Annotated in this window: 20 protein-coding genes and 1 riboswitch; of the genes, 13 read left to right on the top strand and 7 right to left on the bottom strand. The window is 33.5% G+C overall.

Features of this window, described 5'->3' with window-relative positions; translation table 11 throughout:
• Positions 1-197 precede the first annotated feature (197 nt).
• Positions 198-2,354 carry a right-handed parallel beta-helix repeat-containing protein gene (locus AC6CHR_RS08225; RefSeq protein WP_498248108.1) on the bottom strand — a complete coding sequence of 719 codons (2,157 nt, stop codon included), beginning with the start codon at positions 2,352-2,354 and terminating at the stop codon, positions 198-200.
• Between the two features lie 400 nt (positions 2,355-2,754).
• On the opposite strand from AC6CHR_RS08225, the gene galE reads away from it, so the two are divergent.
• The 11 genes from galE (at position 2,755) to AC6CHR_RS08170 (ending at position 13,913) form a co-directional block, all read left to right on the top strand.
• On the top strand, positions 2,755-3,810 hold the full coding sequence (galE, locus tag AC6CHR_RS08220; protein ID WP_498248107.1) for a UDP-glucose 4-epimerase GalE: 1,056 nt from the start codon (positions 2,755-2,757) through the stop codon (positions 3,808-3,810).
• Between the two features lie 613 nt (positions 3,811-4,423).
• On the top strand, positions 4,424-6,370 hold the full coding sequence (locus AC6CHR_RS08215; protein WP_498248106.1) for an asparagine synthase-related protein: 1,947 nt from the start codon (positions 4,424-4,426) through the stop codon (positions 6,368-6,370).
• A 4-nt stretch (positions 6,371-6,374) separates the two neighbouring features.
• On the top strand, positions 6,375-6,512 hold the full coding sequence (locus tag AC6CHR_RS08210; RefSeq protein ID WP_498248104.1) for a paeninodin family lasso peptide: 138 nt from the start codon (positions 6,375-6,377) through the stop codon (positions 6,510-6,512).
• 363 nt (positions 6,513-6,875) lie between these two features.
• Positions 6,876-7,817 carry an aldolase gene (locus AC6CHR_RS08205; RefSeq protein ID WP_498248103.1) on the top strand — a complete coding sequence of 314 codons (942 nt, stop codon included), beginning with the start codon at positions 6,876-6,878 and terminating at the stop codon, positions 7,815-7,817.
• A complete protein-coding gene (locus AC6CHR_RS08200; protein ID WP_498248102.1) occupies positions 7,810-8,112 on the top strand; it encodes a lasso peptide biosynthesis PqqD family chaperone in 303 nt (100 codons plus the stop codon). Before AC6CHR_RS08205 ends, AC6CHR_RS08200 begins: the two co-directional genes overlap by 8 nt.
• Positions 8,113-8,230: 118 nt before the next feature.
• Positions 8,231-8,662, top strand: coding sequence for a lasso peptide biosynthesis B2 protein (locus AC6CHR_RS08195; RefSeq protein ID WP_498248205.1), 432 nt, complete (start codon positions 8,231-8,233; stop codon positions 8,660-8,662).
• A complete protein-coding gene (locus tag AC6CHR_RS08190; RefSeq protein WP_498248101.1) occupies positions 8,655-9,842 on the top strand; it encodes a nucleotidyltransferase domain-containing protein in 1,188 nt (395 codons plus the stop codon). Before AC6CHR_RS08195 ends, AC6CHR_RS08190 begins: the two co-directional genes overlap by 8 nt.
• A 12-nt stretch (positions 9,843-9,854) precedes the next feature.
• On the top strand, positions 9,855-11,654 hold the full coding sequence (locus tag AC6CHR_RS08185; RefSeq protein ID WP_498248100.1) for an ABC transporter ATP-binding protein: 1,800 nt from the start codon (positions 9,855-9,857) through the stop codon (positions 11,652-11,654).
• A gap of 144 nt (positions 11,655-11,798) precedes the next feature.
• Positions 11,799-11,948: a paeninodin family lasso peptide gene (locus tag AC6CHR_RS08180; RefSeq protein WP_498248099.1), complete on the top strand. Its 150-nt coding sequence runs from the start codon at positions 11,799-11,801 to the stop codon at positions 11,946-11,948.
• A 169-nt stretch (positions 11,949-12,117) separates the two neighbouring features.
• Entirely contained in the window at positions 12,118-12,870 is a 753-nt protein-coding gene (locus tag AC6CHR_RS08175) for a hypothetical protein (protein WP_498248098.1), read from the top strand.
• A gap of 2 nt (positions 12,871-12,872) precedes the next feature.
• Positions 12,873-13,913 (top strand): metallophosphoesterase, encoded by a 1,041-nt coding sequence (locus tag AC6CHR_RS08170; RefSeq protein WP_498248097.1) that lies wholly within the window; start codon positions 12,873-12,875, stop codon positions 13,911-13,913.
• A 478-nt stretch (positions 13,914-14,391) separates the two neighbouring features.
• On the opposite strand, the gene AC6CHR_RS08165 is transcribed toward AC6CHR_RS08170, so the two are convergent.
• The 4 genes from AC6CHR_RS08165 to AC6CHR_RS08150 all read right to left on the bottom strand — a co-directional run bounded on the left by AC6CHR_RS08165 (position 14,392) and on the right by AC6CHR_RS08150 (position 18,218).
• Positions 14,392-14,727, bottom strand: a complete 336-nt coding sequence (locus tag AC6CHR_RS08165; RefSeq protein ID WP_498248096.1) for a helix-turn-helix domain-containing protein — start codon at positions 14,725-14,727, stop codon at positions 14,392-14,394.
• Positions 14,728-14,844: 117 nt separating this feature from the next.
• Entirely contained in the window at positions 14,845-14,988 is a 144-nt protein-coding gene (locus tag AC6CHR_RS08160; protein WP_498248095.1) for an anti-repressor SinI family protein, read from the bottom strand.
• Between the two features lie 32 nt (positions 14,989-15,020).
• A riboswitch (cyclic di-GMP riboswitch) is annotated at positions 15,021-15,103 on the bottom strand.
• Between the two features lie 588 nt (positions 15,104-15,691).
• Positions 15,692-16,489 (bottom strand): YqhG family protein, encoded by a 798-nt coding sequence (locus AC6CHR_RS08155; RefSeq protein ID WP_498248094.1) that lies wholly within the window; start codon positions 16,487-16,489, stop codon positions 15,692-15,694.
• A gap of 43 nt (positions 16,490-16,532) precedes the next feature.
• Positions 16,533-18,218, bottom strand: a complete 1,686-nt coding sequence (locus AC6CHR_RS08150; RefSeq protein WP_498248093.1) for a DEAD/DEAH box helicase — start codon at positions 18,216-18,218, stop codon at positions 16,533-16,535.
• A gap of 747 nt (positions 18,219-18,965) precedes the next feature.
• Here AC6CHR_RS08150 and AC6CHR_RS08145 point away from each other — a divergent pair.
• Complete coding sequence (locus AC6CHR_RS08145) at positions 18,966-19,649, top strand: helix-turn-helix domain-containing protein (protein WP_498248092.1); 684 nt, start codon at positions 18,966-18,968, stop codon at positions 19,647-19,649.
• Positions 19,650-19,720: 71 nt separating this feature from the next.
• Here AC6CHR_RS08145 and AC6CHR_RS08140 read toward each other — a convergent pair whose 3' ends face one another.
• Positions 19,721-20,965, bottom strand: a complete 1,245-nt coding sequence (locus AC6CHR_RS08140) for a hemolysin family protein (RefSeq protein WP_498248091.1) — start codon at positions 20,963-20,965, stop codon at positions 19,721-19,723.
• Positions 20,966-21,161: 196 nt separating this feature from the next.
• Complete coding sequence (locus AC6CHR_RS08135; RefSeq protein WP_498248090.1) at positions 21,162-21,548, bottom strand: rhodanese-like domain-containing protein; 387 nt, start codon at positions 21,546-21,548, stop codon at positions 21,162-21,164.
• Between the two features lie 483 nt (positions 21,549-22,031).
• Between AC6CHR_RS08135 and AC6CHR_RS08130 the strand changes: the two genes are divergently transcribed.
• Entirely contained in the window at positions 22,032-22,868 is an 837-nt protein-coding gene (locus AC6CHR_RS08130) for a lipoate--protein ligase family protein (RefSeq protein WP_498248089.1), read from the top strand.
• The last annotated feature ends 224 nt before the right edge of the window (positions 22,869-23,092 follow it).

The raw sequence follows: 23,092 nt of genomic DNA, 5'->3' as shown, positions 1-23,092 counted from the left end.
TTCATAATTCCCCAATCGACGGTAAAAATCTTTCTTATCTTTATTAATTCATGCTCAATATAGTTTTGCTTATATTTTAAGTTTCTACATGAATAATCGTAATCGTTTTAAGGAATGAATACATCAACCTGAGTAATAGAGTTTCTTTGTGTATCACGCTGTAATTATTTGTAAATAACTTATAGTTTGTCTACTAATTATTTCATTTGGTTACTTATACTATTTGTATATATTATCTCTGAGTTTACTTTTTCATTGTTCTGATCAATAATTGTTGCAATTGGTATTGATATTGTTGAACCATTTTTCCTATAAGAACCATCTATTGTAATTGTTCCTTTTGTATTTGAATTTATATCTTTAGTTGTTAGAATTGTATTATTAGACAGATTTAAATGATTCTCAGTAAATATCCTTAATGTGTATAAAGAACCAAGTGAAATACCTTTGTCAATTACATGAAAAGTATTATTTAAGATTTCAAGTCTTGGTATATAAATAAAGGCAATTCCAGGACCTCTAGCTTCGTGTGTATAAGTTGAGTACGGTACATCCCAAATTATCTTGTTTTTCTTAAAAATATGAGTAATATAGCCTGTATCTTTTGCTAATTTTTCTAGCCCGTAAATATCTCCACCATCAAATCTGAATGATTGATTTTTAAAAGTTGAATTTGCCACTCTCATCGATTCAGAGACCATCATACGGCTGTAATTTGGTGTTGTAATACCACTATGAATAAATTCACAGTTATCTACAATTAGATTTTTCGTTCCTACATAATGTCCGCCTCCAGCATCTTTTGTGATGAATTTAACATTTGATAGTATTACATTTTCACTTGAATTATATGAAGCTGTCGCGATTCCTTTGGATCTTCTTATATCAAATAAGGAATTATAAACCTCCACATTTTTACCTGAAAAACTAAATGCACCATCTTTGTCTGGATCATCAAAAGTTAGCTTGCAATTAATTACTTTTGTAGTTTCCCCACCTAAAGAAAGGCTGCTTTTGGAAAATACACAATTTTCTAAAGTAGTATTACCACCTAAAATTGAAACGGATTGACCAAATACAGAATCATTTCTAAACGTACAAAATGTACCGTCAGCTTCAACTCCACTAGTAATAGACCTACCCGATATTCCACCGTAGTACATATTATTTAATGAAAGATAGTCATCACCACTTCCAGAAAAAACAAATGATCCTCTAAATTTATTATTTTCTACATGTACCCCGCGAGTACTTATACATACAAAAGCTCCGGCTCTATTATCATATATGTTACAGTTTTTAACTGTGATTTTTTGATTAGTCATGTAACCATCTTCTATATCAATTCCATAACCAGGGTTAACACCGGATGATAAACTCATTTTATTGCTATTATTATAAATTTCACAGCTATCAAATGTTATAAATCTTCCACCATTAATCGAGGCGCCAAGCCTTCTATTTTTATGAGATTTACAATTTAAAAAAGTAATATATTGTGGTATTTTTGCACACATAACATAATGCAAATTCCCATTCATTAAATCAAAGTCTTGCAAAAATGAGAATCTCACTTTTGTTGTACCTTCTGGTAATGATTCTAAATAAATAAATTCATAGGAACGAGTATTTCTAAAACCTAAATAGGTATTATCAGCTTTGTAAAAATGGACCTTTATTATGGTCTTATTAAGGTTACTTCCAGTACCATAACCACCATATCCATCACCTGAGTAATAAAAGTAGCCAACCGATTTAACTAAGCTGCCTGTGACATCAAAAAATTTTGACACTGTCGTATAGTCATTCTTTAAACTATTAATATTTCCTTGATTATCAATATCACCCTTTGCAAAATGAGCAGGATGTTGAGCTCCGCCTATTGCAGAAAAATCCATAGAAGTTACAAAGCCATCACCAGTACATTCAAATGCTTCACAAGCTTTTATTGAAATGTTATAACATGAATTCTTGCATTCAATCCCGTATCCCCATTCATGTGTTCCCCCACTTGAATAATCATGAGTTTCTCTATCCCCTTTTATTGTTGCGCCTTCAATTGTAACGTTTTTAACTCCATCACATATAAGAATAGAATAGCCAGCTAGATTATTAGATTCTTTAATGAACAAACAATCATAAAATAAATAATGTGTGTTGCTTTCTAATAATATAAAGGATGTCTTGTCAACAAGATACTGACCTTTTGGCAAAATGACACTATATAAATGGTTATCTCTTGCCCACTGGAAAGCACTATTAATCCCATTTGTAGTATTCACAGCTTCAGTTCCATCATTCTTAATTCCCCAACGATCAAGTTCTACAACATAAGTAGCATTTGATATCGACATAAGAAAATTTCATCCCACCTTAAATAGATTCTTTCCTATATAAAATTCTAGCAAGTATCAATTCGCTTGGACAAAATGGTAATAAACATGTGACTTCAAATGAAATTAGAGTTATGGATGAGTACATTCATCTTCATGTACCGATAAAATGTTAGGAAGTGGTTGATAAATATTTAGATGAAGTGTAATATAAAAGTAGGTTCATTATAAAGAACAAAATCAGTGATTAAATGGTATTAAAATAGATAAATAGACTGATATCTATAAAATATGTTTGGCTTTAACTGTCTTGCGCCTATTTATAGCATTAATTCCAAAACGTAATTCTTTATTAAGAATAAATAATTAAAAATTCCTTAATCTAAATCATCGATATATACGTAAATCTAGGGGGGAAACTGTGCCAATCTTGATCACAGGTGGGGCTGGTTATATAGGGTCTCACACATGTATAGAATTATTAAACGCCGGATATGAAATTGTCGTACTTGATAATTTATCTAATAGTAAGGTAGATTCTCTTAACCGAGTAAGAGAAATTACCGAAAGGGATTTCAAATTTTATCAAACAGATTTACTGAACAAACTGGAACTAGAAACAGTTTTTTCTGACAACGACATAGAGGCGGTTATCCATTTCGCAGGACTAAAGGCTGTTGGTGAATCAGTTTCAATTCCATTGCGCTATTATCACAACAATCTAACTGGAACACTAGTATTATGCGAAGTGATGGAGGAGTTCGGAGTTCATAACATGGTATTCAGCTCATCAGCAACTGTTTATGGTATGAGTGAACTAGTACCACTACATGAAGAACTGCCGCTATCTGCTACAAACCCGTATGGTCAAACAAAATTAATGATAGAAGAAATCTTAAGAGATGTTTATAAATCAAACAAAATGTGGAGTATTGCATTACTTCGTTATTTTAATCCAGTAGGAGCCCATCAAAGTGGGGAAATTGGTGAAGATCCAAATGGGATTCCAAATAATTTAGTTCCATATATCACACAAGTAGCAGTAGGGAAATTGCCTGAACTTCATGTATTTGGAAATGATTATCCAACCGTAGATGGGACAGGAGTTAGAGATTATATTCATGTTGTAGATCTAGCTGTTGGTCATTTAAGGGCCCTTGAAAAGATTGTGAAATCTTCAGGTGTAAATGCCTATAATCTTGGAACCGGTATAGGATACAGTGTCATGGAAATGATTCATGCTTTTGAAAAAGTTTCAGGTAGAGCTATTCCTTACCAAATCATTGACCGAAGACCTGGAGATATTGGAATTAGCTATGCTGACCCTTCAAAAGCGAAAACAGAATTGAATTGGATTGCCCAAAAAGGACTTATAGAAATGTGTGAGGATTCATGGCGTTGGCAAACTAATAATCCAAATGGATATGAGGTAGTTAAAAAAGAACAAAAGGAACTAATGTCGCAAGGTAAGGAATAGAAATAGGCTATTAATTTACCTGTTCGGTTTTGAAAAACGGTCAACTCTTATATACGAAACGTAATAAAACAGTTGCAAAGGATAAACATGTATAGTAACGTTCTTTATATAGAATTAATTTGTTCGTTTTAAATTGAGCTGTATGACTCTAAGTAAATAAATAAAATTGGGTACATATAGATGAAGTCATTAATATATGACTTTGTATTCTTTATTAAGAACGAATAGGTCTATATGTTGCATTTTGTTGAGTCAATAGGGGAGGTTTGTTGATTGTATAAAAAACAATGCACACGCTGCATGAGCACATCATACAGTAGTTCTAATCATGGTCAGTGGCAATGTCCATATTGTGCGAATGACATAACAGAAATTAATGCTAGAGTAGTAAATCATAAAATAAGTGTATCATCAATAGAAAAAAAGATGCATCAGCAAAGAGGATTGGAGACTTATCGTACAATATAAATCACTGAATTTAATGGTTTTTTAGATCAAAAAATGTTGAAACAATAGTTCTAAAGCACTGTGTATTTATACGTTCTTTAATGAGAATATATAAATAATTGAAATGATGACAAGAGATACATTTATTCATGTAGGAGAGGGAATTATGAGTGCAATAACTGGAATCTATCATATAAACGACGAACCTATAAATATAGAACAAGGCAGAAATGTAATGAAATCCTTACAGAAGTTTCCTGCCGATGATGTTGAGACTTGGCATAACGAGAGGATTTTCTTCGGCTGCCACGCACAATGGATTACGCCAGAATCAATAGGTGAACAATTACCCTATTATGATTATGAAAGACAATTAGTAATTACTGCTGATGCAATAATTGACAACCGGAATGAATTATTTCAAAAGTTGCAAATTAATAGATCTCAAAGAATTGAAATAACTGATAGCGAGCTTATTTTACTTGCCTACGAAAAGTGGGGAGAAGAGGTATCAAAGCACTTAGTAGGTGATTTTGCATTTATGATATGGGATATGAGGAAGAATCAATTATTTGGTGCAAGGGACTTTTCAGGGACAAGAACACTATATTTTTATTGTGATGAACAGAAGTTTGCATTTTGTACCATCATAGAACCCTTGTTTTCTCTACCGTATATTGATAAAGGACTCAATGAACAATGGATTGCGCAATTTATAGCTATTCCTGTAACAACGGACTCAGTCTTAACTGATGAAACAGTCTATAAAAATATTAAGCAAATTCCACCTTCCCATACAATAAAAGTTAAGAATGGAAGAGTTGAGTTTTCTAGATATTCTAACTTGGTTTCAGGAGAGAAATTAAAGTTAAAGTCAAATTTAGAATATGAAGAGGCTTTCAGAGATGTTTATGAAAAAGCAGTAGTTGCTAGGTTACGTACTCATAAACAAGTTGGATCTCATTTAAGTGGTGGTTTGGATTCTGGTTCAGTGGTCGGCTATGCAGCAAAAGCATTAAGAGAAAAGAATAAAAAATTACATACATACAGCTATGTTCCTGTTGATGATTTTGTGGATTGGACAAAAAGGTATAGGGTTGCTAATGAGAGACCGTTAATTGAAGCAACTGTTCAACATGTTGGGAATATCTCTGAACATTATTTGAGCTTTCCAGAAAAAAACTCTTATTCAGATATCAACGATTGGGTTGATATTATGGAAATGCCATATAAGTTTTATGAAAACTCTTATTGGTTAAAGGGAATTTATGAGCAAGCTGAACAACAAGGGATTGGAGTACTGTTAAATGGGCAAAGAGGCAACTGGACAGTATCCTGGGGCCATGCAATAAATTATTATGCAACTCTTATGAAGAGAATGAAATTTCTTCGTTTATATCAAGAGGTTAATTTATACAGTAATAATATTGGTGTTGATAGATCACGAATATTCAAGTTAGTTGGGGAAAATGCATTCCCTTTACTTACGCGTCCTAATTCACCTCAAGAGCAAAACTATTTTCCAGAATGGATTAATTCTGATTTTGCCAAGAGGACAAACGTATTCGAAAAGCTTGAAGAACATGCAGTAGATGTTAAAGGTACTTCTACTATAGATGTTTATGAAATTAGAAAGAATCATTTTAATCAATTACATTTTTGGGGTCTAAACGGCACAATAGGAACAAAATTATCACTACGGCATTCTATGTGGGAACGAGACCCTACAAACGATATAAGAGTGATTCAATTTTGTCTATCTGTACCGGAGAGTCAATATGTTCAGCAGGGAATAGACAGGTCTCTTATACGTCGATCTACTAAGGGACTTTTACCTGACAACATAAGACTCAATCAACGATCTAGAGGAATTCAAGGAGCAGATGGTGTACATCGAATGAAGAAAAGTTGGCAATTATTTATCGAAGAACTACAACAAATTTCAAATGAACAGACCACTTTATCAAATTTTATAAATGTTGAAGTATTTAGAGATTCACTAGAAAAGATTAAGGGGAAACCAAAACCGGAGTTGTTTTATGAATTTGAATTTAAGATATTAATGCGTAGTTTAATACTATGTCGATTTATTAGAAAGATTGAAGGGAGGTGACTATATGAAAAAGGAATGGAAAGAACCACAGATAGAGGTGCTTAATATTAATATGACTATGGCAGGGCCTGGAATTAAAACTCCAGATGCGGTTCAGCCAGATCCAGATGCAGGTGAGCATGATGTGGTTAATTATAGTTAATGAGCCGACTTAAAAAAATGTAATTATGAAGCCCTTATACAGTTTGATATAAGGGCTTCATAAAAAAATATTCCAGGTAATGTTTTTTTGTTATTAATATTGCGTTCTATATAAACACTATTGATTCTTTTTTAGTAGTCCACGAGTTTTGCCACAATTATCACAAAAAAAGTAGTTACCACAAAAACATAACTTCACATTAATTTTTATTATTTGTTCTACTAAGTAATTGACACTGTTTCAGAAAAATGGTACTTTTATCTTATAAGTGTTCTTTATAAAGTTCGAAAACGTTATTTGTGAAGTTTTCCTGCTTTTTTTATATTAATCGTTCTTTATAAAGTACAAGTTGGAGGTACAGCATTGAAACCATATATCGAAAATAAACAACTCTTCAAAGCTTTTGGATTGAATATATTAAGTGATATTCCCTTACCAGAATTATCTAAGATTCATGATAATAATAGAACAGTAGATATTGTTATTAAAGAGAAAGATCTTACATCGTTATGGGAAAAAAGTTCTAGTGGAAATAAATACTTTGTTATTCAGAAAAATACTATTATGTTCCGACTGCCTGACAATGCTATTTATATGATTCAAAATGGGAAAGAGATTTATTATTCTCGGGTAGATAATGCAAATGAAGATCAAATCCGTCTTTACCTACTCGGAACTTGTATGGGAGGACTATTAATTCAAAGAAAAATTCTCCCTCTACACGGAAGTGCAATTGAACTGAATGGGAGAGCATACGCTATCGTTGGGGAATCAGGTGCAGGAAAATCTACGCTTGCTTCTGCCTTTTTAAAGAAAGGCTTTCGACTAATAAGTGATGATGTGATACCGGTCTCGATGAATGAAGAGAATATCCCGGTAGTGACACCAGCTTATCCACAACAAAAACTATGGATTGAAAGTTTAAATGAATTTGAAATGGAATCTAATGAATACCGTCCTATAGTTGATCGAGAAACGAAATTCGCTATACCCGTTTTAAATCAATTTGCTTCGGAACAATTACCACTCGCAGGTGTAATTGAACTAGTTAAAAATGTAAACGAGGAAATAGAATTGAATCCAATCAAAAACCTACAACGGTTACATACATTATTCAATCATACATACCGTAACTTTTTTATTGCCCCTCTAGGTTTAATGGAATGGCATTTCAACACATCTGCTAAAATGTGTGAACATATTGAAATGTACCAATTACGCCGCCCAACAACCCGATTTAGTGCACATGATTTAACAGATTTAATTTTAACTACAATCAATAAGGAGGAAAAAGTATATGGTTAATACTCAACAAATTTCAAAAACTCATATAATTTGTCAAGGGGAAGGAAATATTGTAAGTGATATGGACGGAGAAAAAGTGATGTTAAGCATTGAAAATGGAAAGTATTACAATTTAGGTGAAATGGGGGGAGTGATTTGGGACTTAATTAAAGCCCCTACATCTATTGATCAACTAGTAAATACGTTACTACAACAATATGAAGTCGAACAGAATGAATGTGAGGCAGAGGTAATGGGTTTTGTGAAACGGTTAATAGATGAAGATTTGATTGAGCTGGAAGAACTGAAAATTTAATAGAAAGCTAATTTATCGTTTGTCGATATGTATTAAGACCTTAACAGAATTGTGCCACATTTTATTATGTTTAGAGAAGGACAGTGAGACCTTGAATAAACTAAAAATTTTTCTATCAATGGATTGGAAAATGAAAGGACTTTTACTAGAATCATATTTCTATCTAGGTATTGGGCGATATCTTAAAAGTATCTCTTTTTCTAAAGTGGCCCCATCACTAGGAAAGCATATGGATGAAACTACTTTTGATTTATATACAGAAAATAAAAAGTTTTTATTTTCTGTCTCTCAGGCTATTCAAATTATGAGTCGTTATACCTTCTGGGAAAGCCAATGTCTTGTTCAAGCCATAGCAGCAATGAAAATGTTAGAAAAACGACAAATTGAAAGCACTCTTTATTTAGGAACTGCTAGGGATGAGACAGGAGAATTAATAGCTCATGCATGGTTGCGAAGTGGTCCATACTACATTACAGGTGCTGAAGGTAAAGAGAAGTTTACTGTAGTTGGAAAATTCGCCAAAAAATTGGAGGGAATCCAAAGTGAATAGCCAATTAACTCTTGATCTAGAGAATGTATCTAGGGAACTAAAGGTAATCCTTAAGTTACTCAAGAAAAACAATCTAGACTTTGTGAAAGAAAATAAGACAGTATTATTTTCCGAGATTAATTGGGATCTGTTTATTGAGCAGTCAAAACATCATCGGGTTTATCCGGTTTTATTCTTAAAGTTAAAAGAAATTGACAGGGATTTAATACCTCAATATGTGATTGAACAGCTTTCATTTGAATACAAACGGAATACGTTCAAAATGCTTCAATTAAGTGCTGAAATGGAACAAGTCAGTAAGATCTTCACCGAAGATAAAATACGTCTGCTTTTCTTAAAAGGGCCAGTTATCGCACATGACCTATATGGTGATATTTCTCTACGTACATCAAGTGATTTAGATTTTTTAATACCAATTGAAGAGCTTGAGAAAGCAGAGGCAATCTTAGTTAAACAAGGCTATAAAAAAGATGATTATATTAAAACGATTTTAAACGATTGGACATGGCGTCATCATCATGTTACTTATTTTCATCCTCAAAAGCGGATTAAACTTGAGATGCATTGGAGGTTAAATCCAGGTCCAAGTGCTGAACCTAGTTTTGAAGATATGTGGGTGAGAAAAAATCGTAGTAAACTTACAAATTATCCCGTTTATTTATTAGGAAAAGAGGACTTATTTTTATTTCTCGTTTCACATGGTGCTCGTCATGGATGGTCAAGACTAAGATGGTTGCTAGATATTCATCAACTAACAGAACAAGAAATAGATTGGATGGAGACATACAAATTACTAAAAAGATATAGGTTTCACAATGTAGGTGCACAGGCACTAGTATTAACAAGAGAGCTGCTAAATTCCCAGATTACAGATGGTATGAAGCCTATAATAGTAAATAGAAGGTCAAATGCATTGGCACAGGAGGCAATCTTCTATCTTGAGAGGATGGTTAATTTACATACAGATCCTGTTCCAGAAGTTGTATCTCGTTATCATTCACATCATTTATTTTCTTTAATGTCACCATGGCAAAAGTTCATGTATGTTCTGAGTTTCTTTTTTCCATATCCTGAGGATGCCGAGACATTGCCATTACCTAAGAAACTCCACTTTTTATACTTTCCATTACGTCCTATTATTTGGATATGGAGGAGAACAAGGAATCATGCATTACCCTAGGGGGAGCCATAGATGAAACATGTTTTTTACTTTTTGAAGCAAATCCATTCCTATGCAGGGAAAACTCTCTATATTAATCTACTAGCGATGATTTTTATCAGTCTACTAGATGGGGTTGGGATTTTATTATTGATTCCGATGATTAATATGAGTGGAATCGTAAACCTGGACGTAGGAGGGACTGCAATTACTGGAATATTTACATTTTTAGAGGATATACCTAGTACATTGGGATTACCATTCATCCTGATGGTTTATGTATTAATTGTTATAGGTCAAAATTTATTGCATCGCCATATTACAATTAAGAATACTAAGATTCAACATGGATTTTTTCGTTATTTACGTGTAGAGACATATAATTCCTTATTACATGCTAATTGGGACTTTTTCATTAGAAATAGAAAATCGGACCTTATTAACTTATTGACAACAGAAATTGCTCGTTCGAGTGCTGGAACACATTCATTGTTGCAGTTTATGTCATCTCTTATTTTCACATTAATCCAAGTGTGTCTTGCCTTTTGGGTTTCTCCTCCTATAACCATTTTTGTATTACTTTGTGGTTTAATTCTAATCTTTTGTAATCGGAAATTCCTAAAAAGATCCCTGGCACTGGGGAGCAAAAATTACACTTTAGGGAAAGAATACCTTGCAGGCATCACCGATCAGATAAATGGAATTAAGGATATTAAAAGCAATACATTAGAAGACTCTCGGATAAATTGGTTTCGTACAATTACGAAAGGGATACAAGAAGAGCAAGTTGAATACATCAATTTAAAAACAACATCTCAATTATACTATAAAGTTGCCTCAGCATTTTTGATTGCCTCGTTTATATTTATTGCCGTAAATATGTTTAATGCAGAGGCAGGTCAATTGATGCTTATCATTGTTATTTTTTCAAGGCTATGGCCGAGAGTTGCCGGTATTCAAGGTTCTATGGAGCAAATTGCTACAACACTCCCTTCCTTTAAGGCTGTAAGGACTCTGCAAAATGAATGCAAAAGTGCGAAAGAGTTTACCTTCCCAGAGAATCAAGATATAAAGCCAATGGAAATTACCCAGGAAATTGAATGCGAAAATGTGTTTTTCCGTTATCACAAAAAAGATTCAACATCATATGCGCTAGAGGATATCAATGTGGTAATACCTTCAAATAAGATGACAGCTTTTGTTGGACGTTCCGGTGCAGGAAAGAGTACGTTAATCGATTTATTAATGGGTCTGAATCAACCTGAAAAAGGACAGATGTTAATTGATGGAAAACCATTAAAAAGTGATCATTTGTTATCGCTGAGACGTGCAATAAGTTACGTTCCACAAGACCCTTTTCTTTTTAATGAAAGTATAAGGGATAATTTAAAACTGGTTGTTCCTGATGCAACGGAAGAACAAATGTGGGAAGCGTTGGACTTTTCTTCGGCAGCTGAGTTTGTTAGAGAGCTTCCACATGGTCTAGATACACTTATCGGAGATAGAGGTATCCGATTGTCTGGAGGGGAAAGGCAGCGAATTGTTTTAGCTAGAGCTATTTTACGTAATCCATCTATTCTAGTCTTAGATGAAGCGACAAGTGCACTGGATACAGAAAATGAGGCTAAGATTCAGAATGCGTTAGATCGGTTAAAAGGAAAAATGACCATTATCGTAATTGCCCACAGATTATCGACGATACGTAATGCTGATCAAGTTGTGGTCTTAGATCAAGGCAGAATTATTCAAAAAGGGGAATTTGGTCAACTAGCACAAGATAAAAGAAGTGTGTTTGGACATTTATTGAGCAATCAAATGGGTGCTAGTTTGTGAAAAATCTTTACAAATTAGAACGAATTTTAATGTATACAAATTGTACTTAAATTGTTGAAAGATACTTTTTTTGCTAATCTAAACAGTTAAATGTAATAAACTTTACGAAAAGTGCCTATTTTTAAATGAAAGGAGGTGGTAGTAATGAAAAGGAAATGGGAAAATCCCAAAATAGAAGTACTTGATATTAAAATGACCATGAAAGGTTGGAAGCCAGATAGACCTGGTAAGCCAGGTGGAGGACATGGCGGACCTGGAGAACCAGGAGAACCAGCTCCCGACTTGGATAGTTAAATGAAATTATTATTTAACGCAGTAATATATCCCTTATTAAGAAAGTGTTCAAAAAGGATGACAATATAAGTTGCCGTTGAAAGTTAATTGTCCCTGGACTTTTTGAACATCCTCTATATAAGGGATCTTTATTTATCAATTCTTTAAATAAGGTAAATGGGGAATGATGATGGCAAAGAAAAACCGAACCAGCAGTTACGAAACACTATTTGAACTAGTAAACACACCAAAACAACAAAGACAGTTTGAAAAAACATGGGAATACTTTTGTGATGAATTTGGCTGGATAAATGATCCTTATGCTGAAAACGGTGTCCGATACAATTTACTAATCAAAGAACTGGGTGGATTTAAGAGAAGAAGAGTTATAGGCACAATAGAATTTATTCCCTATCATCCAAAGAATCCAAACAGTACAGTTGAAGGTCCGCATAAATTTCCATTTTCAGAATGTGATGAAATTAAAGCAAATCAAGAAAGAATATGGGAAATAGATAAGCTTTGTATACATCAAGATTACCAACGGAGAGGTTACTTCCATTTATTTATGCGTGTATTCCAGGATCATACATCTAGGTATAATCCTAAATATTATCTTGCGCTTATGGAAAAAAGATTTTTCCGTATGCTGAGAATATCATTTGGGTTGGCTGTAGTACAGAGAGGTGATGCATTAGTCGGTCCAACAACTGCACTTATCCCAATATTATTTGATGTAGAGGAAATGTTGGATGATGATAAAAAAGTGATGAGTTTATTAACTATGACTACAAGGCAACAACCACCAAAGAATAAAAATATCAAAAATCTAATGTTAAAGCGTACAAACACATTGAAACCTTCAAAACTATTTAATGTTCAGTTAGGGAGGAAATTCCTGATCAGGAATTTCAAAAGATTTATAATACCTAAGAGTCGTTGAGAATGGATAAGCTTTTAATAGCTACTGTAAAGATAGAAGTTCTATCGTCGTCACTGAAAATTGGAGCGATGTTAATCATGAATAAAGGTAAGGGTAGAATCATACTGGGATTTTTGTTAACTGTACTTATTCTCATAGCCTACACATATTGGGACAATAATCGAATAAAAATTGTAGAGCAAGAGATAGGAATTGATAATATATCAGATGATATAAACGGATATAGAATTTTACAGATTTCAGATATTCATGAAAAAGTATTTGGTGACAATCAGGAAAACTTAATCGAAAAGATTAATTCAATTGAATATGATGCAATCGTCTTTACAGGAGATATGTTGATAAATGGAGATAGTAAAAACTATCAGCCTATTTATAAATTAGTAGAAGGTATAAAAAATAAAGATCTTGCTCTATTTGTCCCAGGGAATTCAGATCCTGTTAGTTATGTAATCGATGAAAAGGGTAAATTGAGAAAACATCAATTTATTGAAGGGTTGGATATGAGAGGTGTTAAGTATCTTGAGTCAATACATACTGTAGTTAGGGGGACCTCTTCTATACATTTCGTTGATTTCGAATTATCTGTCTTGGATACACAAAATGGATTATTAGAAGGGGATGCAATAGCCTTTATACAGCATCGTAATCAATTACTAAAAGAAATGGTAAAGCTTGATTCAGCTAAACCTACAGATGTCGTCATTGCCTTAAACCACTATCCAATTGTTGATGCTAGAATCGATCTTTTAAAAATTAATCCGAATGCTGTGTTTAGAGATTATGATTTAATTATTGCTGGACACTACCATGGTGGGCAAATTAGGCTCCCGTTAATAGGTGCGTTGTTTGTTCCAGAAGCATATTATGAGCGGAGTGGGCTTTTTCCTCCACAGGATAGAGTAAAAGGTTTATGGGAATATAAGCAAACAAAACAATATGTTAGTACAGGCTTAGGCAGTAGTCAAACCATTTCATTTTTAAAGTTTCGACTATTCAATACCCCTGAGATTAACTTGTTGACTATAAAGAATAACAACTAATATGAAAAATTTGTTCCTATATGAAAGACTACCTTTTACCGGATATTAATGGTAATACTCCTGCATATTCCTCCAACTACATAGTTTTAGCTACCTAAAACGGAAGAAGTTATTCTTTTTTATCAATGAAAACATACTTGAATCGTATAAGGATAGGTCTCCAGAAAAACCTTTCAAAGTTCTAAGTAAAAGGTAACTATTATCCATATTAATCGAATGTACCTATTCTACAAATCTTTATAGAGAACAAAACGGAAAAATAAAGACTTTTGATATAATCTATTAGTACCATTAATGTTCTTTATAACGTAATTATGTGTAATTAGCATTATGAAAACAGTCAATTTACGACATATTTTAAATGGGTTTACAGAATTAAATCGCTAAAAAGAACAATCAGAAGTGAAGATGGGATATTCAATAAAACGAACAAAACACAAAAGAGCACCATCGGTGATCGTAATCACCAACCATGCTCTTATTTATCATTGTCATTCTGTAGCTTCCACTTATTAAATTCTAAGTATTCTCGAAACTGTTCTTTGGAAACACCGGATTTCATGGCATCTTGCACGAGTTTTGTCCATTCTAAGTCAAGGTCATCTAAGTCTGTTTCGCTTTGTTCATTAAGTAGGGTGTTAACTGTAACCCCTAATACAGTAGATACCTTTTCTAAAAATTGAACAGAAGGATTAGACTGAAGGTTGCGTTCTATCGAACTAAGGTAGGACTTTGCAACCCCTGCTCTTTCAGCTAGTTCAGATAAAGATAAATTCCTTTGTGTTCGATATTTTTTTATTCTAGGGCCAATCACGTCAAGTCACCTTCCTTTTTCTATAAATATTATAGCATATAAAGAAGGTATTGTTTTATATGGAGAACAGATTTATAAAAAAATATTACATACAAGTATGTAGAGAGTGAGTTTTATTTAATGAGTAATGGTTGGTTCTGTAAGAAATTTTTTTATTTCATCAGAACTGATCCCTATTTCTAATGCTTCTAAAATCATCTCAACCCATTCACGATCAAGCTTGCCATCCTTTGTTATTCTCTCAATGATTTCACTATTCACCTTATTACCCTCCTAAAATACTAGCCTGTATTTCAGGCAGCCCAGCCATCATGGTTAACACGTTAGATCTGTGACTTTGCGTCTCTATTTTTCAATAGGTTTGCCTTTTGCTGATATAAACTTTATGTCATTTTTTAGATATTTATTAACTCAAAAGTCCCTTTGTGTTACCTGACTTTATAACTAATTCTATTATAAATATGTTTATATAGGAAGTGTGCAGAATTTTGTCGAAAGAATAAAATTTTAACTAAATTGGTTATTTGTAATTTGTTTGTAACAATCTGTAGGTGGATTAACCTACTTTTTCATGCGCTGACTTTTATTTAATGGATTTTCTTTAATTATTCTTTAATAAAACTTTAATAACAATAATTTGATTTTGTCGAATTATATTTCCTTTTTGGGTTATATTTCCATTACTGTTGTATTTCGTACTAATCGTTATACCTAATGTAGCCTATCTTCATGCACCTTCCGCTTAAATAGTAAGGAGTTTTCTCATAGATATCTATAAATAGGTCAAAAAGACACCTACTTTTAGTATTCTGGTAGGAATTAAACGTATCTTTTCATTTAATATCAGTTTTAAATTGGGGTTTAAAAAGTATGAGAACTAGAATCGTAGCCAAATTCATACACCAATTTATACAAAACTATAGCAGTTGGCATAATCAGCCAACTGCTATAAATAGGAAACTTATTAATTAAATATAGCCTGGGGTGTCAAATAAAAGATGCCGCCACTCTGAATCGTTACATTTATTTGTGGCTCATAAAGGTCACGCAGGGCATCCTTTTCTAGGTGATAACAATCTGGTTTTTCCTCTAAGTCTACATAAAAGTGGTCTAATAGTTTTAAATCTTCATTCCATCTTTGTCTAGCTGTGTCTGCCCATGTATGATCCTGCTGGTTTATTCTTTGTTCGATAAATTGCTCAATTCTTTTCAAACCGCTTTTAGGTTTGATTAGGGGAGTCATATTAAAGCAGAGATCTGGGATTTTTGGAGTTAGTTGTAGCTTTTCAAGTTTTTCTTGAAAGTTTTCTAAAAGTGTTCCACTTACTAAATGTAGTCCAATGGAAAAGAGTTGATCCTTTTTCATGTCACATTGATAAGAAACAATAATATTTACACCTAGCCAGGGATGTAAGGGTACATTTGTACCGTTTGAATCGACTTTTTCAAATAAACGGATCATACTTCCTAGTCGTGTGGTGGACTGAAAGATTTGATGGAGTCGAGGTGCACCAAAGTGCATGACCTCGCCCTTTAAATCTGTTGGAGCCTTTTGTTGGTCCGTTATGAGCGTTAAGGTCATGGGATTTGGGACACCATTTGTTTTTTCAAGATAGTGCCAATAGAAAGGTCGATTCATGAGTTCTTTATCCATGTCGATCGTTAATTGAACAGTCATATAGCCAGGTTTATTTTCGATGAAATTGCAAGAATTTGCTGTAAAAAAGCTTTCTAAATAGCTATGGATTTTTTCTTGTTGCATGAAATAGCCGCCTTTCATGATAGGTAGGTATAAGATTTGGCAATTATTGATTTCCGCTAACTGCTTTTCTTTGCTCTTGGGATGCTTGGGCATAATCTAGGATTGATGTTAGGTTTTCCATTTTTATTTTTATCTCGCCATCAGTTTTTGAGTGATACATAATATCCTTAATATGTTCATCAAAATTCTTAATTTCTAGGCGTGTTAATATTTCATCAAGTTTCCCAATGACTTTTTCAAATAAATCAATTTTTTCATATAATAGTTTTAATATATGTTCCTCAACCGTGTTTCTAGTAGCCATATTATAGATATGAACATCATTTTCTTGTCCTAAGCGATGAATTCGACCAATTCGTTGTTCAAGTCTCATCGGATTCCAAGGTAAATCATAATTAATAATGTTGTGGCAAAATTGAAGATTTATCCCTTCACCACCAGCTTCTGTTGCGATGAGTACTTGTACACGGTTCTTAAAGAGATCCTTCATCCAATCCTTTTTTCCACGCTTGAAGCCACCGCGAAAGGGAACAGATGTAATCCCGTTTTGCTGTAAAAACCACTGTAAGTAAAATTGCGTAGCACGGTACTCAGTAAAGATAATGACTTTATCATCGAGTTCTTTAATGAGTTCAACTACTTTTTGTGCCTTTGTATTTTGGGTAACACCGTCAATCGCCATGATGAGCTTTTTAATAACATCCTTTGGTAAGGTCGTTTCTTCTTCTTCAGGACGGTCAAGCATTTTCTTTAATGTCATATAGACAGCTTCACGACTACTACATGCTTCTCGTTGAAGTGTCATGATTGCAAATGTGTTGGCGGCAAATGTAGAAGAAGTTTTTAATTCAGAGATTGTATCATATAAATGTTGTTCACTTTCTGAAAAGTCAATGGCAACTGATTCAACATGCCTTTTCGGCCAATCAATCCCTGTATCACCGCGGCGATTTCGGATCATTACCTTGTTAACGAGCTCACGTAAGTGATCATGCTCTTCTAGAGAACGATCTTTTGCTGAGAATGCTTCAGTAAAATAGGACTCATTGCCTAAGTGCCCAGGTTTGAGCAAGGATACGAGATTGAAAATTTCTTCGATTTTGTTTTGAACTGGTGTTGCTGTTAAGAGAAGGCAGTATTTTTTCTTTAGATTTTGCACAAATTCATAGTTTTTTGTTTTATTATTTTTGAGTTTATGAGCTTCATCGATAATGACTAGATCATAGGATTGATCATAGACGATCTCACGGTGAGGACTTCGCTTCGCTGTGTCTATGGAAGAAACGACAACATCACATGATTCCCAGACATAGCTTTTTTTTTGCTCGACTGCGGGAATAAAGAACTTCTGGGTTAATTCGCTTGCCCATTGGGAAACAAGGGAAGCTGGGACTAAAATTAATACTTTTTTCACCAGTCCACGAATCATGTATTCTTTTAAAATCAGACCTGCTTCAATTGTTTTACCTAATCCAACTTCATCGGCTAATATTGCTTTTCCATTCATCTTTTCTACTACTCTTTGTGCCACCTCTAATTGATGAGGGAGCGGTGTGAAATGAGGAAGATGATTAGGTGCTTGTAACCCCTCAAAAGAAGAAATAGCAGTATGTTTTTGGACCTCATAGCTAAGTTTAAATAACTCCCAGTTTGACCAGGGTCCATCATTTTCAAGTTTTTCAAAAAAACCTTGCTGCCAAGAAGAATCAAAGTTTGTCTTTACGCTCATATACATGACAATCCTTTCGTTTACTATTTTGTAAGGTATATAACGTTGTTGAGGAATAATGATATATATGAAAATAAAATAACGTTTTTAACCCATGGGTTGAATAAGTAAGTTTGAAGGTTCAAACTATGTTTATCTTTCTGAAAATACCAAGCGAATTTTATATCTTATCTTTTGTAATCTGAAAATGTCGATTATGTCTTGATGTCGATCATATTTTTCTTTAAAGTATAACCATAATGAAAACAAAATATGTACGTGCATGGCTATGAAGGAATTCCTCAGATTATTCAGGCGACCTAGAGAACTGTTGAATGGTGCCTTGATGAAACACACCCCACTAGAAAACGTACTTTAAGTATTAATGTTGGCTGTTTTCCGTACAAAGTACTAACGTACATGTTTTAAGTGTATTTTCGTGCTCTTTCACCAAATACTCGAATATCTCTCTGAGCAGTAGAGCAACAAACTTTTAGAAAAGAGCCTATGTCAAATCAAACTGACTGTAAAAGGATTAATTCCTGTTACAAGTCAGTTTTTTTTGCCGTTTTTGCCGAATACATGAAGAACAACTAACATTATGACTAGTTTTTAGAAGCTTTGTCGACTTGAAGGTAAAGAGTATGGTCAATGAAGAATGACTAAGTTATAAAGTATTCAGGTATGTTGTCTTTTGTTGATGTCACGATGATTCTTTCTTAAGTATTCACAGGTTTAACAAAAAGATGAAAAGGGTTGGTGGATTTAATGTCAAATATGTTTGTAACCATTTCAAAGGCTGCATCAATAGTGGGGGAGAAAGTTTATATAATAAAGAAATGGGAAGAGGAATTCTCAGAGTTTGTTTCGATTAAAAGGGACGAGCGAAACGCAAGATTAGTAACCGCTGAAAATATTGAAATGCTTCGAAAAATTAAATCGCTAAAGGATAACAATATGGATACTGATACAATTAATCAGATATTACAAAATCAACAGCGTCCAAACATATTGAAATCTACAATTAATGAAGAATCTGTTACAGATATAAAAGAGTCATTAGCGAAAATTACAGCTTTTATCGAGTCAACAGACGTACAAGAACTTTTAAAGTTTGATGCTCGTTTGAATCAATTAGAGAGAAATGTGGTACAAACTATTACAAAGAAAGTAGCGGATACTGCTAAATTGCAAACTGAGGTTGCAAGAATTGAATTTTCTGATGTACAAGAAATGATTGGAACATTATCAAGTACTTCTGAAATAGAAAGAGCAATGTATAAGGAAGAAATACGTGAGGAACGCGAACTGGTTCAAAAACAAACGGATGATCGTGAGGAAAGATTTCTGGCATTTATCAAACAACACCAAGATAGACAAGAGCGAATGAAACAAGGGCAAAAATCCGGATTATCATTTATCAAACAATTTATCGGAATAGCAGCAAAGTAAACTCTCCAACTAAAGAACCTATCAATTGAATATGATAAATAGTCCAATTGATAGGTTCGTTTAAAGTTAGCTTATAAATTATCTCCTGGTGCTGTTTTCTTAATGATCTTTATTTTTTTTAATTTCGTTTCTTCGACAGAGAGAATTTCAAAATGAAGATGATGATATTCATAGGTCTCACCCTTTAATGGGAATCGTCCCATCTCTTTCAGTAGAAAGCCGCTCAGAATATCTTCTTCCTCTGGGATTTTAGTTTTGAATACTTCATTTAATCTTCGCAACGCTAATTTACCATTACAAATGATATGGGAATCGGTTAATTCATCAATTAAAATTTCTTCGTCTTCGTCTGTCTCATCATTAATATCCTGCCCAATCATTGCCTCAATAATATCTTCATGACTAATAATTCCTTTTGTCCCACCATACTCATCTAAGACGATAGCTAAGTGCCTGCGCTTTTTAAGCATTAATTTAAATACTTTCTCGATCGAGTGGAATTCGAATACAAAAAGTGGATCATTATCAATGAAGTCTTCGAGTTTTTTCATTGGTTCTAGTGACCATGTTAGTAAAGATTTTGAATGTAATACACCAACTATATGATCCATATTTTCCTTATAAACAGGGAAACGTGTATGACTTCCATTTAAAACAGATTCACGAGCTTCATGAAAGCTAGAATCATAAGCAATCCCTTGAATTTCGGTTCGAGGTGTTTTAAGTGCATCACGAACGTCTAAATCATAAAAATCAATTGCTCCTTTAATAAGTTGGGTTTCTTCATTTTGTAGAGTGCCTTCAGAGGTTGCAATGTTTACCATCGTGATTAATTCTTCTCTCGAGACCGATACGGATTCTGGTTCGTTTTTTGAGAGCATTCTGATCACAAACCTAGTAAATCTAGAAAGTAAAAATATTAACGGCTTGAAAATAAATAAAAGCACATTGATTATTGGAAACACAATATAAGAAATCTTATCAGCAAATGATGCTGCAATCGATTTCGGTAATACTTCAGCAAATACAATTAAGACTACTGTTAAGATTCCTGTTGCTATCCCAACATTATAGTCATACTCAATTGCAACAATTGTTACTAATGTAGGTAGCATAATGTTTGATATGTTGTTACCAATTAAGATACCGGTAATCAATTCATCCGGTTTTGAGATAAGCTTTAGTAATTTCTTTGACTTAATGTCGTCGTTTTCTGCATTTGTTTTTATCTTCATCTTATTAACAGCAGTTAATGCTGTCTCACTTCCAGATAAGAAAAAAGACATCAATAGAAAAAACAGTATGGCAATGAACAATTTGAGACTCCTCCAATTATTTTTTTCCTGCTAGTATTTTCTCTATATACCCTATGGTAGCGTTATGTAGCAAAAAAAACGAAAAGTAACATGCAGAAAAAAGGTTAGCTAGTTTACAGTAGCTAACCTGATTATATAAAAGTATAATATTTCTTTACCAAGAAGGAAAGTACTTGGTAAAGATAATCGCGTAATTTTATTTTTTTCTTTTAACCTTACCTGTCCAACCTTTAAATCCACCTTTAAGGCAGTTTATATTACTATATCCTTTTCTTTTTAACATTTGTGCTGCACGACCACTACGAACAGTATTTTGGCAATAGAAATAAACAGCTTGATCTTGACGAATCTCTTTGTAACGTTGGCGCATTTGAGATAAAGGTATGTTTCTTGCTCCTAATATATGTCCACCTTCGTATTCATTAGGTTCACGAACATCAATCAGTTGAGCCTTCCGGTAACCAGCTCGAAATTCTTCTTCTGTCAGATGTTTCATGATTTTTCGTTGATAGAGAAATGTAAAAGCAGAGTAACCAATAATTGCTGCTGCTAATATAATGAGTAACCATGTTGATGTTGTCAAAAACCTCGACCCCTTTTATATGTTGTTTAATAAAGGCTGTTTTTGCAAAGATTGTTGTTTTCGTAATAAGTAAATCTTTACGTATTCAGCCTATCTTCGTGCTCTTTTCGTTAAATGACTCTGATATCCCACTGGAGATCGCTTCAATTTAGATAATAAAAATCCAAAAGCCGATTTTTATTAGTATTAGAGCAACAAACTTTTAGAAAAGAGCCTTAATAAATAAGTGTATAGAATAGATCGATACACTCCTAATTTAAGTGTGTTCATAGTGAAATCTAATCATTTCTTCATATTGATGATTGTCTAAGAATGCTAAAATTACTATAGGTTGATAATGGATAAGATCTCTTTTGTGGACTTCTATTATTATATAAGAGCTTGTCTCAAAAGTCATTAGAAACAACGCAATAATATTTTCTTCTATGTCTTGTTCTGTTAGACTAAAAAAGTAAAATTACTTAAACAAAGAAGGGCTACGATATGGCAAAGGAAATTTGGCGATATATTGATTCTGGTAATTGCTCGCCAGCATATAACATGGCACTAGATGAAGCATTATTAGAGTGGCATAGTGAGGGGAAGATTCCACCAACCATTAGGTTTTACGGATGGAACCCAGCGACACTATCGGTTGGCTATTTTCAGAAAGTCGAAAAAGAAATCAATTTAGATGCTGTGAAAAAATATGGTTTAGGTTTTGTAAGGAGACCTACAGGTGGTCGTGGTGTTCTCCATGACCAAGAACTTACTTATAGTGTAATTGTTTCAGAGGAGCATCCTGATATGCCAAAAACGGTGACAGAGGCATATCGTGTTATTTCAGAGGGAATATTAGCTGGCTTTAAAAATCTAGGTTTGGATGCCTACTTCTCGATTCCACGTACAGATGAGGAAAAGCAAGGATTGAAATCTCCTCGATCAGCTGTATGCTTTGATGCACCTTCATGGTACGAGCTTGTCGTCGAAGGTCGTAAGGTAGCCGGAAGCGCTCAAACTCGGCAAAAAGGTGTTATTTTACAACATGGATCGATCTTGTTAGATCTTGATGAAAATATGTTATTTGATTTATTCAAGTATCCTAATGACAGAGTTAGAGAGAGAATGCAGCGTGCCTTTAAAAATAAAGCCGTTGCAACGAATAAGCTCCGTGAAAAACCAGTAAAAGTAGATGAAGCAAAGCTCGCTTTCAAAAAAGGTTTTGAAGAGGGCCTCAATATCGAATTAGAACTCTATCAATTGACAAAAGAAGAGAATGAAAAGGTTGAAAAGATCGCGAAAGACAAGTATCAAAGTGATGAATGGAATTTTAAAAGATAAGAAGAAAAAAGGTGCAACCTTGGTGGTTGCACTTATCTTATGTACTTTTAAATCATTTGGTTATTTTTAGTTTGAGATTATAAAGTAAAGGTAAAGTACTAGTGACGAAGAATTTTTTTCGACAAATATGTTAGCTAATCCTATATGAATCAACATTTTGTCATTAAAAAATCAATGCAAGTGACAAAATCCTTCAAAAATCGTTATTTTCAGGTCGAAATCTT

The sequence above is a fragment of the Metabacillus sp. GQ13 genome (assembly GCF_059758525.1).
Note: the sequence above shows the minus strand (reverse complement) of the source record. Positions and strands in the feature narration are given on the sequence as shown.

Excerpts from the sequence above, each read along its gene's own strand:
- AC6CHR_RS08225 (WP_498248108.1), bottom strand. The coding sequence starts at position 2,354 with ATGTCGATATCAAATGCTACTTATGTTGTAGAACTTGATCGTTGGGGA.
- AC6CHR_RS08215 (WP_498248106.1), top strand. The coding sequence starts at position 4,424 with ATGAGTGCAATAACTGGAATCTATCATATAAACGACGAACCTATAAAT.
- AC6CHR_RS08210 (WP_498248104.1), top strand. The coding sequence starts at position 6,375 with ATGAAAAAGGAATGGAAAGAACCACAGATAGAGGTGCTTAATATTAAT.
- AC6CHR_RS08200 (WP_498248102.1), top strand. The coding sequence starts at position 7,810 with ATGGTTAATACTCAACAAATTTCAAAAACTCATATAATTTGTCAAGGG.
- AC6CHR_RS08195 (WP_498248205.1), top strand. The coding sequence starts at position 8,231 with ATGGATTGGAAAATGAAAGGACTTTTACTAGAATCATATTTCTATCTA.
- AC6CHR_RS08185 (WP_498248100.1), top strand. The coding sequence starts at position 9,855 with ATGAAACATGTTTTTTACTTTTTGAAGCAAATCCATTCCTATGCAGGG.
- AC6CHR_RS08180 (WP_498248099.1), top strand. The coding sequence starts at position 11,799 with ATGAAAAGGAAATGGGAAAATCCCAAAATAGAAGTACTTGATATTAAA.
- AC6CHR_RS08175 (WP_498248098.1), top strand. The coding sequence starts at position 12,118 with ATGGCAAAGAAAAACCGAACCAGCAGTTACGAAACACTATTTGAACTA.
- AC6CHR_RS08170 (WP_498248097.1), top strand. The coding sequence starts at position 12,873 with ATGGATAAGCTTTTAATAGCTACTGTAAAGATAGAAGTTCTATCGTCG.
- AC6CHR_RS08155 (WP_498248094.1), bottom strand. The coding sequence starts at position 16,489 with ATGCAACAAGAAAAAATCCATAGCTATTTAGAAAGCTTTTTTACAGCA.
- AC6CHR_RS08150 (WP_498248093.1), bottom strand. The coding sequence starts at position 18,218 with ATGAGCGTAAAGACAAACTTTGATTCTTCTTGGCAGCAAGGTTTTTTT.
- AC6CHR_RS08145 (WP_498248092.1), top strand. The coding sequence starts at position 18,966 with ATGTCAAATATGTTTGTAACCATTTCAAAGGCTGCATCAATAGTGGGG.
- AC6CHR_RS08130 (WP_498248089.1), top strand. The coding sequence starts at position 22,032 with ATGGCAAAGGAAATTTGGCGATATATTGATTCTGGTAATTGCTCGCCA.